Origin of the sequence: Leptospira fainei serovar Hurstbridge str. BUT 6, from assembly GCF_000306235.2 — a bacterium.
GTDB lineage: Bacteria > Spirochaetota > Leptospiria > Leptospirales > Leptospiraceae > Leptospira_B > Leptospira_B fainei.
In genome coordinates, this window is record NZ_AKWZ02000006.1 from 99986 (window position 1) to 112786 (window position 12801).

A 12801-nucleotide genomic window follows, 5' to 3' on the forward strand; every position below is an offset into this window, starting at 1 on the left:
AAATTTACTGAATCAAAATGCCGGTATGCGACGTTAGGAAAGATTTCGCTCTCTCTATGGATCGAAAAGCGCCAATCCCTTTTCCCATGGGGGAATGAATCGATTCGGACTGAACAAAAACCGCGTTCGACTCGAGCAACATTTTTCCAGGACTCTCGAAATCCGATACCCATACGGAACGGATTGCCGGATGATTTTCGCGGATATAGGATTGCAAACATTCGATCGAATCGAAATAATATCTCCGACCTTTTTGCGTTAAAAACTGCGCATGAAATCGAAAATCGACGATGGACATCGCGCAGTACCGACACTGTTCACGTCCGGCTTCCGGTAATATAGGCTCATTTTTCGCACAGCTTAGCGAGAGAATGATAACGATTAAAGGAGAAAACGATATTCTATTTTTCATATAAATATCGTTTTCTCTCGGACCAAATTATAATCAACAGACATAGCAGAGCCGAAAGAAGAATTATCCCGCCGTAAGACGGAAAACTGCAGGCGGTTATATTCAACATCTGTTTACAACCCAATAAAGGAGGCTGATATGCCATGCCGGGCACGATAATCGGCGCTTCCGGATTCAAATTATGGCCGTAGTTATATTCCCATCTCCAGAAATCATATAAACCCACCAAGCCGACGAGAATTATATTTACTATCCCTAACGCGGCAAATCCAACTCTCGGAATCAGAACCGTCACAAATGCGCCTAAAATTAAGTATCCAAGCACATAAGGCATAAACAATAATTCAGGTATGGAAGCCGATATAATTTCATGCATGCCTATATAATGGTTTAATAAATTAATATTCTGCAAATCATAAGGAGTGGAACCGGTTATCGTATTGATCCATATTTTCATTCCTAACCCCTCAGGATATTGAGGAGCATCCAGAGTGATATCCCATAGAGGCATAAAGAAAACGAGGATAAGAATAATGCCGACCCCTAAAATTAGGAGTCGGTTTTGTTTAGAAAGTTTTTGAAATAGTAATTCTTTCATAACTTTCTTCTTTTAAGGGCTTACGCGAATATATTGCTGCATTTCTTGATGCAAAGCGGAACAAAAATCCGTGCAATAGAAGGGGTAAATTCCGGGTTTCGAAGCCTGCCATTTGAATGTTCTCGTTTGGCCGGGCATAATCAGTAGGTTCGGCATTTCCGGCGCGCCATTGATCGCAAAGCCGTGCGGAATATCGAAATCCTGTTCCAGATTCGTCACATGGAAATAGACAGTATCTCCTTTTCGCACTTCGATCGTATCCGGTTTGAAATGCGATCTAATTTGAGTCATTAAAACTCGAACGACATTCCCTTCTCGAATTACTTTTGCATCCTTTTCGTTCTTGATCGCGTACGGGTGTTTATTCTCTTCTAACGGATAAATTTTAGCGGCCTTATCCATTAGCATTTTAGCAGGTATCATTTGAGAATAATGCGGTTCTCCAACGGTAGGGAAATCCGAGAGCAATTCCGCTTTATTACCTGAAATATCATAGAGCTGCGCGCTTTGCGGCAATTCCATTCCTACGGGAAGATATCGATCCTTCGTAATCTTATTTAAAGCTATCAAATATTTTCCGTAAGGCTCTTTCGAACTTCCACCCACGATGGAGAGGTGACCGACACTGTAGTAAGCCGGTAAATGTTGAACGACTTCCCAGGTGCCTAGTTTCCATTTTACGACTTCCGAACTGACAAAGCAGGAAGTATACGCGTATCCCTTGCCGTCAAATTCAGTATGCAACGGACCTAAACAAGGCTTATTCACTTCTCCCGCTAAAGTAGACTCGTATTTTAGAACGGGAATATTCATGATTTCCTTCGTTCTATGTTCCGGTTTATCCTTCACGTCCATGAGCTTGGTGAACGAGTGAACGGGAATGACCGTCGCTAATTTGCCTCCACCTACGATATACTCTCCGGTCGGATCAACGTCGGTTCCGTGCGGGCTTTTTGGAGTCGGTAAGTAATACATTACGCCCGGACAATCTTTCGGTTGAAGCATTTTGACTCCGCTCATTTTCTCAGAAACTGCCGGTTGGTTTTCCGGTAAGAAATTTCTGTAATATTCTCCGCCGAAATTGGAAGCTTTACCTTGATCCAAGCATTGCTTTGCGCGAACCCAATTGAAAGCGAGGATATAATCCTTATCGTTTTTAGAAGCTCCGACTTCTATCATCTTGTATGCTTGTTCGGTATTATACGAAGTGAAGAAACACCAATCGTGCGACTTTCCTTTTCCGCAATGAGAGAGATCGTAATCGAATCCGGGAACGAGTATTTGTAGCTCGATCGAAAGGCGTCCGGATTTAGGATCCACTTTTACCATCGTGATCGTTCCTTTAAAATCACCCTTAGAGAAGTTTTCGATAGGAACGCTACTTTGGGGAATTGGAACCGAGAACCGGGTCGCAGCCATTAAATATTCCGTATTCTCAGTCGCGAACGGAGACGCGTGATTACCGGCGGTATTCGGAATTTCAATAATTTCTTTCGTTTCGAAAGACTTCAAATCGATTCTAGCTAGCCGCGGAGTGTTATTCGCGTTTAGAAACATCCATCTGCCGTCCTGCTTACCGTCAGTCATCGAAGCTTCGACGTGATGGCTATCGTCCCAAGGAACATAGCCGTGAGTCGTCCTAAGCATATTCTTGGTTTCCTCGTCATACCCGTAACCGTTTTCGGGAAAGACCGAGAATACCGGAATAATCTTAAACAATCTAGCGGAAGGAATTCCGTAGACGGACATTTGCCCGCTAAATCCGCCGGAGAGAAATGCATAAACTTCGTCCTTATCTCCGGGGGCAACATAAACCCTCTTTGCAGCATCCGATGCAAGGGAGGCCGTGGCGGCCCCTTTCTTACATCCGACAAGAGCCAGGAACATTAATCCTAAATAAAAGAAACATCCGAATATTTTAATATTCATCTTTTGCCCTACCTTATTTTTTATCCGATTTTCTGAAATATTCCAGAATTTCTCGAGCTTCGGATTCCTTCACATTCTGGAACGTCATTTGAGTTAAGTGTTCTGCGAGAAGCCCCATCGCGACCGGGTCCTTTTGAGTCATTTCTGTCGGATTCAGAATCATATTCATGATCCATTCCGGAGTTCTTCTCTCGGTAACACCTTTCAAAGCCGGGCCGACAACCTTCTCCTCAAACTTATGACAGGCGCTGCATTTCGCTTCGAACTGTTTCTTGCCTTTTTGCACCATCGACTCATCGATAGGACCCAAGGTAACCGAGGATACCGGACCAATCCCTTTACTGCTTACGTTATTCTCAGCCTCCCCTACTTTCTCCTTCCCGCAAAAGGAAAACGAAAGCAAAGAAAGCAGGATAAAGAACGCAGCAATAGACTTCCTTTTAATAAATTTTTTATTTATTAAATTAACATCCATCTCGAATATTCTCCCAACTTAGGCAAAATAGTAATTCCCGATATTCCAAACAAAAGCTCGAGATATTGCCAGGAGTTCAGATTAACATACAACCGTAAAATATCACATTGACATACGTCAAATTAGCTTAGGAATGCGTAATGATATTTATCACGATATCTATTCTCGAATTTAATATTTTAAAACCGAATTCGGTAATAAATAAAAAGAATCCGTTAAATTAAAAATGATTGGGCTGGATTCAATTATCCTTTAATAGGATAATGTGGATTTTATCGGATTGGAAAAATAAAAATCTCAACCGATCGTTCACCTCGCCTATAAAGAGCGCAATGGCAACGAATCGACCGACATCGGTAAAATGAGAGCGTATTGCCGGCTGCAAATCCATGAAAACCTAAAAGAAAAAAGTTTACGGTGTTAATGATTCACTTTCATCTTCATCGTTAATTATATTCCAACTTTATAATAAAATAGATCAGCCCGTGAACTTTCTAATCAGAGCTCGTCCGATAAACCTGAATTTTTCGCCGAGGGGAAATCGACCTAAATTCACTTTTACTACGCCTTTCGTAAATCTCGTAGCCTTGGAATAATCGATCTTCACATCGACTATAACCGGCCTTCCTATTTCGGATAATATAAACGCCTCTCGTATAGCTTTTTCGATCTGATCATTGGAATGAATGGAAATATACGCAGCTCCTGTAGCCCTTGCGACTCCTTCCAGTTGCAATTCTCCCAAAATAGTGCAGGTTTTTCTTCCGTACGGGATTTGCTGTCCTTGCGAAATCTGGGATAATTCTCCATCATAAAATACGAATATAATTACTCCTAAAGAATGGACTGTTGCCGTAATTAATTCGAGCCCTGTCATAAGAAACGCCCCGTCTCCTACGACCCCGACCACTTTTCTATCAGGATGAGTCAGTTTAGCTCCGATGGTTGCAGGAACACAGTATCCCATCGAATTAAAATCGGTCGGAGAAAGAAAAGTTTTGGTACGATAAACCGGATAAAGTTCTTCCGCCAAAAAGGTATGATTCCCGTCGTCCACGACTAAAATATCCTCTTCTTTCATTTTGGCCCGTAGCTCTTTGAAAAATAGATATGGATTGACTTTATTCGGAACCTGGTGATTTTCCCATTCCTTGGTATAAGATTCCTTTTTCTCACGAATTAGTTTACTTAGATGAGTAGATTCGGTTTTCTGAAATCCATTGCGTTCCAATCCTTGTATCAATGCCGATAGAACTTGCTTTGCATCGCCTGCAATTTCCACTGCGGCCTGATAATTTTTCGAAAATACGTTCGGATTTATATCTATATGAATTAAATTTTCAGGGACTCTCATTCCGAAACTTCCGGTCGGAATTTCCGAGAACCTGGTGCCGACGGCAAGAAGGCAGTCGCAGGAGGAAAATGCGGCTTCCCCGGCCGGTACCGAATAGGAACCGAATCCCATTCCGGTATGATGAGGATGATCGGCGGGAAATACACTCAGTCCCTGAAGAGTGGTCGCGACAGGTGCATTCAATATTTCTGATATTTTAACTAGTTCTTCGGTCGCTTCTCTTCCTCCCCATCCGACCAGAATTCCCGGATGTCGGGACGATTTCAGTAATTTGCAAGCCTCTTCGATTTCACTTTGCTCCAATTGAGGATAAATACGTTCCCATTTAAAATCCGGAAGAGACGAAATCGCGCCCTCGAATAGCTGGATATTTACCGGAATTTCTACGAACACAGGCCCGCATTCGTCGGTCGTCGCTATTTTATAAGCTTCGTAAATCGTCGGAACGATCTCCTCGTGTTCTTGTATATAATAGAATTTTTTCGTAATTCCTTTCAGGATCTCGGATTGATCGATTTGATGAAGTTGGTATTTTTTTCCCGTATCGGTTCGAACTCCGCCGGAAATAATCAACATCGGGATTCCGTCTAGATAAGCTTCTCCGATTCCGCTGAGAGCGTGAGTCATACCTGCGGCGGGAACGATTACCAATGTCCCGATCGAATCGGAAGTCCTGCTGATTGCGTCCGCCATGAACGCGGCGCCGCATTCATGTGTGACTAGTATCGGAATGATACTCTTCGAGTTATTCAATTCATCGTATAATTCGGTATTATGCACACCTGGAATTCCGAAAGTGTATTTTACCCCGATTTGCTCTAAAGCATGAACGACTAACGATGCCCCTGATTTTTTCATACTTCCCTCTTCTTTAATTTCCGTATTTCAAAATCGAACGCGCTGCGAATCTTGCTGTTAGGATACATCCGCCGAGAAAGGTTCCCTCTAACGTACCTTTTCCATGAATTCCACCACCGCCGAAACCGGCCGCTTCACCCACGGCATAAAGGCCCGAGATCGGATTTCCCGATTCATCCAAAACTCTAGATTTCAAATCAGTCTGGATGCCGCCCATAGATTTCCGAGTCAGTATAAATTCCCGAATCGCAATCAACGGCATTGCGTTCCGATCCATTATCTTTTGAAATTTACAAGTTCGGGGTCTCTCTCCTCGATATCGCCTAAGTTGAGCGATACGTCTCAATTGATCGTCATTATAAAAAGGTTCCCCGCGATCGATCATCGAATCGTAATCGTGAATCGTTTTTTCTAAAAGACGCGAATCGACGAGCTGTCTTCCGACTAGCCGATTCATTTTAGCGGCAAGTTCGGGAATTGAATGGGCTAAAATAAAATCCGGACATTCGGATGTGATCGTATTAAGGAAGGATTTATTTCCCCAAAAAACCGTTTTGAGAAATTTTAAAAAATTTTTATTTCGTATCGCCTCGTTGAATTCCGAACCGGAAACCGCTAATTCTTTTAACGCAATTTTCCAATTCATTACTTGCCACGAGAATTTCTCTTTCTCTTGGCAAATCCGTTCGACAATAAATCGAGTATCGAAACCCGTAACTAGCGGTACGGGTCCGATTCTTTCTCCTTTGGAATTCAACCAAAGAGCGGATTTTGGAGGAACCAAACTTAATCCATGTGCGTCCATTTTAGGGTTAGGATGATGAACGCCCGCCGCATAATTCCACATTTTATCTAGGTGAGTGATCCGAGCTCCGATCTTTCGCGAGGCGGAATGAAGATCGCCTAACGCGAATGGATGAGAACCGTTGAGAAGGACGTCGGGAGCTTTCCCCATATCCTTGGGCCAATATTTTCTGACTTCATTAAGATTTCCTGCGATTCCACCCGAAGCAATAATGATATGTTCAGCCTTAAGATTATAGACCGTTCCTGAAATAGCCTCTGCTACGCAACCTATAACCGCCTTTCCGGCCTTGTTTAGTTTACTTGCCCTTGTTTCGAATAGCAATCGAAGCTTATCTTGATTTTTATGCGAGAGTAGATGTTTTTTTAGAGACTCTACCAAGCCGTCTCCGGTTCCCCAGACCATATGAAATCTAGGCACGCTGTTACCCGGTTTAAATTGCCCCCTTTCGACCCAATGAACTACCGGGAAAAAATTCACGGAGCGCTTTCTTAAAAAATAAAAAATATCCTCTAAAGAATTATGAACGTAAGCTTCCGCCCAAAGTTTAGGAAGCACATCATGAGAGGAAAATTCCGCGGTCGAATTCCAGTCGGAAAGGGCAAGTGAGACGTTATCTTTTATCCCGTTCCATCGTTGGATAGGAGTATCTACCATCGTGATCCCGCCGAAGGATAATTTAGCTAGTCCTCCGAATCTATCCTGCGTATCACGATCAATTAAAATAACGTTCTTTCCGACATCCAGTAAATCCAATGCCGTCACAATCCCTGCCAAGCCGCCGCCTATAATTATTGCGTCGGATGAAATCGATTCGCTTCGAATGCTTTTATCTTTCATGATACAGCTTTCGAGTTTAACACACAAAATTTCTCGAGCAATTGATCGATATCAATCTAAGATCCATTATTCGTCATATTTATTTAATATATTTATCCGTTACATCGACGGAGGTCCGTTTTTATTTGCAACAAACAGGAACCATTTGCGCTCATATTAAGTGAATTTCGGATAAACCGGAAAATATAATCCTGATTTAATCCAAATATAAAAGGAAATCATAATGAATCTACCGAAGGCAAAAAAAGGAAAACGAGCGCTACTGGTGGAAGGAGGCGGGATGAAAGGCGCATTCTCCGGCGGAGTACTTCATTCTTTAAATTGCATCCTGCCGGCGCAAAATTACGATATAGTCGTAGCAGTATCTTCGGGAGCCTGCTGTGCCGCCTACTATGCGACGACACCCGCTCCGGAACCGGCGGAAGGAGAACATAAGCTTTCAATCTGGAAGCGTGAACTAGCCGGTCGAAAATTGATTTCGATACTAAATCCTCTCCGAGGAAAATTCTTTTTAGACCAAAAATATCTAATCGATTACTTATTTCGTGAAAAATATCCGATACAAACTCAAAATTTCGGGAAATACGGTCTGCCCGAATTGAGGATAGCGGTAAGCAATCTCGGTACACGCACTTCCGAATATATCAAAGCGACTTCCGAGAATATTTTCGATCTATTAAAGGCGGCAACTTCTCTACCGATTGCGACGAAAGGAAGGCACAGATTGGCAGGAGGTTCATACTCGGATGCAGCAATTCTGAATCCGCTTCCTTTGAATGATCTAATCGAAGCCGGGTATAATAACATAACCGTAGTAATGAATTCTCCTCTCGAACATGTGTCTCCGCCGCTTGATTCACTAAGTCGATTTCTATCTTTTCCCCTGGATCGTAAAATGTCTAAGATCATGAAATCATCTCATCATTTCCATTTTAATAAGGCCAGAATTCTCGCTGCCAACCCGCCGAAAGGAGTCAAAATTCACGTAATAGCGCCTGATCGGACGCTTCCGGTGGGATTAGTCACAACAAAGCAATCCTTGCTCGAAGAAACCGTGGAAACCGGAAAAAAAATCGGGCTGCAAGCAGCGATGTATCTCAGGAAAAAATTCAAAAAAAGGAAACTTGAATATAACTCTCCCTTCGCTACATAACGTGGATTTGCCGAAATCGATCGGCGTTCGTGGGGATGCCGATCCAATAGGTTCAACAGTGATAAAAATCAATTCATTTTGAAATGCGCATGTTGTATTATTATGATTTTCTGAATCAAATAGTTTAGGTAGGGCGAATAAACATCCCGTTAAAGCGATTTCATTGGAGAACGATATTTAACGGTATTGCCGTCTCGGGGAGGAGCATATGAAGCATTTGGTTTTACATTCCTTAATCTGGATCTTATGGCTTTATACGCCAAAAGGCGGAGAGGCATTAGGGACTTATAATACTTTAGAAGAATGCAGAAATGCGAAGGCATACGACCCGTCCGGACTCATACATTGGAAGACGGTTTGCCGGGAAAACAAATGAGCAAATTATCGATATTATTTCTTTGAATCAATTTCGAACCCCATTGGTGGCTTTGCGATGAAAGATAACGTCGCTCGACTCCCGTCACTGTCGGAGGCGATTGCTAAAATTTTTCATGAAATGATCATCGAATTCGAAGAACATCACCCTCGAATTTACCTACGTCTTTCTTGGAATTTCGAGGCGTCGGAAATATCCCACATTGTCGAATTTCCGGAGGGAGAATACCTATACGTTAACGTTGAATATCCGAATATCGTCGACTTCATTAACGCGATATCGGCACCGGAGGAAAAAATACTAAGCTCAACGATCGAAGTCGTTTGCTTCGATTCGGAAAGAAAGCATCCCCAAGAGCTGGCAAGATTCGTAATTTCTAAGCCGATCTACGAATCATCCGCCGTTCTCCTTGCACGATCTCATTAATCCTAAATGTATCCCTTCGAAGATGGATCGGACCCATTCCGACACTTCGCTTAGCAAACATTGTCGCCAGGCATATAAGAATCAATCCTGCGATTCGGATCGATTCTCATTCCATGTCACTAAAGACTTTCCGTCCGCAAGCGACTCTTAAACGGTTAAGTTAACATTTTACATCTGCGCATCGAATCCTCACCTTATGTTCGTATGCAGTCCGTGCAAAAGCTATGGTGACGAAAATCAAGTTTTTTAAGATAGTATTTGTCTTTTAATTACTCGCCAAACTTCTGCAATTTTCGCAAAACTTAATTTCGGAAATGCGTATGAAACTGGAAGATTTTAAACCTGGCACGCTATTTAAAAAAAAGGGAGGTTACTCTGGAATTATTAAATCGGCAGTCCATATTAAGAAGCATGGGTGTCTAGTCGTAAACCTTTACTGTTTCGAAGATGGAAAATCGAAATCAGTGAGAGTCCTTCGGAACAAAAACCTAGATCAATGGGAATTGATTCCTGGCGTTTTCAACAGCCTATCTTTGCGATAAAATAAGGATTATCATTTGATGATAGGTTAATCCAAGGAAGTATTTCTTCCTGATTTTTCATGGATTGCGGTCATTTCGGTACTTAACAATGGAAAAACCTCTTTATTTAATCTCCTATCTAAGCGAGTCGGGCGAAAAAATTAGACCGATCGGTTACAATTTATTCGATTTCCAAAAAGCTATCCTTGAAATCAAAAAGTTGTGTTCCGGAAATCATAAGCTTGACCGGAGAAAATTTTATTTGGAAGAAATTGGGCAAGAAGAATCTGAGATAGAATAGTATTCATTGTTAGATATCTGCCGATCCGCAATGGAGGATACTTATCGTCCCAAATTTTATTGGACCCCGAACATCCGAAGGTTTGTTCGTGGAGTTCTATCAGTTTTTAATTTCGTATATTCGGATAAGCTATGGAGCTTATAAAAAGAACATTTTACTTATATGTCTTTATTTCGATCTTAAATACATGTAATTTCAGAGATCCAGTTATTCAAAAGGGATGGGAATTAAATCGTCAAGGAATCGAACTTCTGCAAACCAATCCGGAAAAAGCTCTGAACAAATTCTTAGCAGCCCAAAAGCTCATTCCGGAAATTCCCGACTTTCCTGCGAATGCCGGTCTCGCCTATATGAACTTATCGAAAGATAAGGAAGCGCTAGAGAAATTCTCCGAGGCAATTAAAGTCGATCCGGATTACTTTAAAGCTTACTATAATCAAGGTAATATTTTTGAGAAATTAGGGAACCATATCCGGGCTATCGAAAGTTATAAGAAAGCTTTGCAAATCGCGCCCGACATGCCCGAGATAATTTATAGCCTGGCGCAAGCATACGAAAACTCGGGAAATAAAAAATTAGCGATAGAGAATTATACTTATTTTATAGAAATTGCTCGTACCTCCGTCGAGACAGATATAAGCCAAGCCAAGAAAAAAATAGAAACTCTTAGCGAAGAGGAACGACAATGAATCTTCGAAAACGGGAAGGAAAGATCGAAAACATTCTTCATTTCCGTAATCTAATGTTGCCTAAATTAGGCATCGCGCTTATTGCAACGTTTGGCTCTCGCACACGCTCTCACTTCACCCGAAAGTCATCTTTTATTTCGGATTGGCTTCTACTTCATTTTAGGATTGCGGAACGCCAAATAATTTTCTTTGCCTTTTCAAATAAGGCTTAAATCCACGGATAAATTAAATAGAAATGCAACAAAATTGTTGCATTTTTCCGGACTCTTGTTATTATGCAACCAAGAGGTAGCACATGGAAAATCGTATAGAAAAAAGAATCGAAATGGATGCCCCCGTTTCTCGGGTATGGCAGGCTTTGACGGATCATAAGCAATTTGGAGAATGGTTCCGAGCCAAATTCGAAAACAAGTTTATAGTAGGTCAAGCCAATCAAGCTCGGATGACCTGGCCGGGCTACGAGGATTTTACGTTCGAAATTGTTGTAAAAAAAATAGAGCCCGAACGACTCTTCTCTTTTACTTGGCATCCTTACGCTCTCGATATGAAGGTGGACTACTCGAAAGAGGAACCGACGCTCGTCGAATTTCTACTTGAAAAAACTCATAAGGGAACTTTGCTGACCGTCATCGAGTCAGGATTCGAAAAAATTCCCGAGAACCGTCGCGCGGAAGCATTCAGAATGAATGAGGGCGGTTGGAGTTCCCAAATGAAGAATATAAACGAGTATGTCGCAGTCCATTCGCAGAGGTGAGACGGCCCGGCTGCATGGATATGCGGCCTTATTCGCCGCGCTCGGCGACGAGACAAGATTATCTTTAGTTGCAAAGCTTTCAAAAGGACAGCCTCGATCCATCTCTCAATTAACGGAAGGATCGAAACTGTCCAGACAAGCAGTCACCAAACACCTTAAAGTATTGGAGAACGTAGGAATCGTTCAGAGCACGTATTCTGGGCGCGAAAATCTTTTTGAACTTGATACAAAACCTTTTAAAGACATTCGGGAATATCTAGGATTCGTATCGGAGCAATGGGACCAAGCGCTTTCCAGATTGAAATCTTTTGTCGATAGTTAAGAAATTCTAAATCGACTTTACTCGAAATAAAGACGTTCCGTTCCATTAAAGACCGATGACAAGAACCTTCATTGAATCTTAATCGAAATATCGGTTGGATAAACGAGCGATAATGAGTACGGAAAGTAAAGCTCCAGTACGAAAAGATAATTATTCGTAAAACCGCCATTGACTGAACAAGAGATATTATTCGAGCTAGAGCTACATGAGGCGAGCGCTCTCGAAGCAATATTTGCCGTATTCTCGCTAGAACATATTGCCGGAGGATAATACACAGAAGCGCTTCCAAAACTAGAATTTAGATTAGTGGTAGTGGACTGCACTTTATAACTTTGTCCCGCCAATATAGTACCTGCCGCATAACCGACAAACGAATCCCCCCAGTAGGGAGACGGATGCCTAATATTATCCTGCGAAAAGGGTAATTTTTGATAAGAGGTCGTCAGTTGAACTATGTTGAAGGTACTGCAAGGGGACGGCTGAGTGAGCAACAAGTAAAGTGCGACAAACATAAATTGATTTAGCGAATCATCAACTTTGTCATTCGTGTAGTGACCTTGCCGACAATCAAGGAAAGGAATTGAGAGAACTAAAATAAGGACGATAGCGCCACTTCTCATTATGAAAAACCTCGGAAGCCGACTTTCTAATAGATTTCCGTCGCAAAATTTCAATTTCTTCCCATCGTTAAATTTCCAATCGGATTGGGAACTAATTGGAAAAATTCAACAAACCAGCAGCAGGACGTTCCGTCTTCAGACCATTAAAATCATTAGGCTTCGGAGTTATTATAGGCAGAATCGCGATAAACGCATTCGTTTTTATTTCCGTCTATCATTGAAATCATCCGACTTCCCTTTTTTAATCGATTATTTCGATCCGTAAAAAATATCCTCTGTCGAAATCTTCCGTATCAAAGTCGATGGAAATGACGGTTAATGTGGTCCACTAAATGAATTCCTTCGAAAAATCAGGGCAAAAACCATGT

Annotated in this window: 13 protein-coding genes; 6 read left to right on the forward strand and 7 right to left on the reverse strand. The window is 41.9% G+C overall.

Going from position 1 to position 12801, the window contains the following annotated elements:
• Positions 1 to 4: 4 nt before the first annotated feature.
• From LEP1GSC058_RS07575 to LEP1GSC058_RS07600, 6 genes are all read right to left on the reverse strand, one after another.
• A complete protein-coding gene (locus LEP1GSC058_RS07575) occupies positions 5 to 412 on the reverse strand; it encodes a nitrous oxide reductase accessory protein NosL (RefSeq protein WP_039948164.1) in 408 nt (135 codons plus the stop codon).
• Positions 402 to 1010, reverse strand: a complete 609-nt coding sequence (locus tag LEP1GSC058_RS07580) for a hypothetical protein (protein ID WP_016549028.1) — start codon at positions 1008 to 1010, stop codon at positions 402 to 404. Before LEP1GSC058_RS07580 ends, LEP1GSC058_RS07575 begins: the two co-directional genes overlap by 11 nt.
• 12 nt (positions 1011 to 1022) lie before the next feature.
• Positions 1023 to 2939 (reverse strand): Sec-dependent nitrous-oxide reductase, encoded by a 1917-nt coding sequence (gene nosZ / locus LEP1GSC058_RS07585; RefSeq protein WP_016548927.1) that lies wholly within the window; start codon positions 2937 to 2939, stop codon positions 1023 to 1025.
• A gap of 13 nt (positions 2940 to 2952) precedes the next feature.
• Positions 2953 to 3414, reverse strand: a complete 462-nt coding sequence (locus tag LEP1GSC058_RS07590) for a c-type cytochrome (protein WP_016548929.1) — start codon at positions 3412 to 3414, stop codon at positions 2953 to 2955.
• 478 nt (positions 3415 to 3892) lie between these two features.
• Complete coding sequence (locus LEP1GSC058_RS07595; RefSeq protein ID WP_016549088.1) at positions 3893 to 5626, reverse strand: thiamine pyrophosphate-binding protein; 1734 nt, start codon at positions 5624 to 5626, stop codon at positions 3893 to 3895.
• A 13-nt stretch (positions 5627 to 5639) separates the two neighbouring features.
• Complete coding sequence (locus LEP1GSC058_RS07600; protein ID WP_016548979.1) at positions 5640 to 7271, reverse strand: FAD-binding dehydrogenase; 1632 nt, start codon at positions 7269 to 7271, stop codon at positions 5640 to 5642.
• Between the two features lie 223 nt (positions 7272 to 7494).
• On the opposite strand from LEP1GSC058_RS07600, the gene LEP1GSC058_RS07605 reads away from it, so the two are divergent.
• From LEP1GSC058_RS07605 to LEP1GSC058_RS07640, 6 genes are all read left to right on the forward strand, one after another.
• Positions 7495 to 8424 (forward strand): patatin-like phospholipase family protein, encoded by a 930-nt coding sequence (locus LEP1GSC058_RS07605; RefSeq protein ID WP_016549006.1) that lies wholly within the window; start codon positions 7495 to 7497, stop codon positions 8422 to 8424.
• 208 nt (positions 8425 to 8632) lie between these two features.
• The gene (locus tag LEP1GSC058_RS20300; RefSeq protein ID WP_016549057.1) at positions 8633 to 8800 is read left to right on the forward strand and encodes a hypothetical protein; all 168 of its coding nucleotides are present in this window, start codon (positions 8633 to 8635) and stop codon (positions 8798 to 8800) included.
• Positions 8801 to 8857: 57 nt separating this feature from the next.
• Positions 8858 to 9226, forward strand: a complete 369-nt coding sequence (locus LEP1GSC058_RS07610) for a hypothetical protein (RefSeq protein WP_016549079.1) — start codon at positions 8858 to 8860, stop codon at positions 9224 to 9226.
• 953 nt (positions 9227 to 10179) lie between these two features.
• Positions 10180 to 10737 (forward strand): tetratricopeptide repeat protein, encoded by a 558-nt coding sequence (locus LEP1GSC058_RS07625; protein WP_016548918.1) that lies wholly within the window; start codon positions 10180 to 10182, stop codon positions 10735 to 10737.
• A gap of 295 nt (positions 10738 to 11032) precedes the next feature.
• Positions 11033 to 11491, forward strand: a complete 459-nt coding sequence (locus tag LEP1GSC058_RS07635; RefSeq protein WP_016548981.1) for an SRPBCC family protein — start codon at positions 11033 to 11035, stop codon at positions 11489 to 11491.
• A complete protein-coding gene (locus LEP1GSC058_RS07640) occupies positions 11466 to 11813 on the forward strand; it encodes an ArsR/SmtB family transcription factor (RefSeq protein WP_016549082.1) in 348 nt (115 codons plus the stop codon). The genes LEP1GSC058_RS07635 and LEP1GSC058_RS07640 overlap by 26 nt, the downstream gene beginning before the upstream one ends.
• Before the next feature lie 68 nt (positions 11814 to 11881).
• On the opposite strand, the gene LEP1GSC058_RS07645 is transcribed toward LEP1GSC058_RS07640, so the two are convergent.
• On the reverse strand, positions 11882 to 12433 hold the full coding sequence (locus LEP1GSC058_RS07645; RefSeq protein WP_016548949.1) for a hypothetical protein: 552 nt from the start codon (positions 12431 to 12433) through the stop codon (positions 11882 to 11884).
• Positions 12434 to 12801: the final 368 nt, after the last annotated feature.

Bases quoted from the DNA above. Each gene is read 5' to 3' on its own strand.
- LEP1GSC058_RS07575 (WP_039948164.1), bottom strand. From the start codon at position 412: ATGAAAAATAGAATATCGTTTTCTCCTTTAATCGTTATCATTCTCTCG.
- LEP1GSC058_RS07580 (WP_016549028.1), bottom strand. From the start codon at position 1,010: ATGAAAGAATTACTATTTCAAAAACTTTCTAAACAAAACCGACTCCTA.
- nosZ (WP_016548927.1), bottom strand. From the start codon at position 2,939: ATGAATATTAAAATATTCGGATGTTTCTTTTATTTAGGATTAATGTTC.
- LEP1GSC058_RS07590 (WP_016548929.1), bottom strand. From the start codon at position 3,414: ATGGATGTTAATTTAATAAATAAAAAATTTATTAAAAGGAAGTCTATT.
- LEP1GSC058_RS07595 (WP_016549088.1), bottom strand. From the start codon at position 5,626: ATGAAAAAATCAGGGGCATCGTTAGTCGTTCATGCTTTAGAGCAAATC.
- LEP1GSC058_RS07600 (WP_016548979.1), bottom strand. From the start codon at position 7,271: ATGAAAGATAAAAGCATTCGAAGCGAATCGATTTCATCCGACGCAATA.
- LEP1GSC058_RS07605 (WP_016549006.1), top strand. From the start codon at position 7,495: ATGAATCTACCGAAGGCAAAAAAAGGAAAACGAGCGCTACTGGTGGAA.
- LEP1GSC058_RS20300 (WP_016549057.1), top strand. From the start codon at position 8,633: ATGAAGCATTTGGTTTTACATTCCTTAATCTGGATCTTATGGCTTTAT.
- LEP1GSC058_RS07610 (WP_016549079.1), top strand. From the start codon at position 8,858: ATGAAAGATAACGTCGCTCGACTCCCGTCACTGTCGGAGGCGATTGCT.
- LEP1GSC058_RS07625 (WP_016548918.1), top strand. From the start codon at position 10,180: ATGGAGCTTATAAAAAGAACATTTTACTTATATGTCTTTATTTCGATC.
- LEP1GSC058_RS07635 (WP_016548981.1), top strand. From the start codon at position 11,033: ATGGAAAATCGTATAGAAAAAAGAATCGAAATGGATGCCCCCGTTTCT.
- LEP1GSC058_RS07640 (WP_016549082.1), top strand. From the start codon at position 11,466: ATGTCGCAGTCCATTCGCAGAGGTGAGACGGCCCGGCTGCATGGATAT.
- LEP1GSC058_RS07645 (WP_016548949.1), bottom strand. From the start codon at position 12,433: ATGAGAAGTGGCGCTATCGTCCTTATTTTAGTTCTCTCAATTCCTTTC.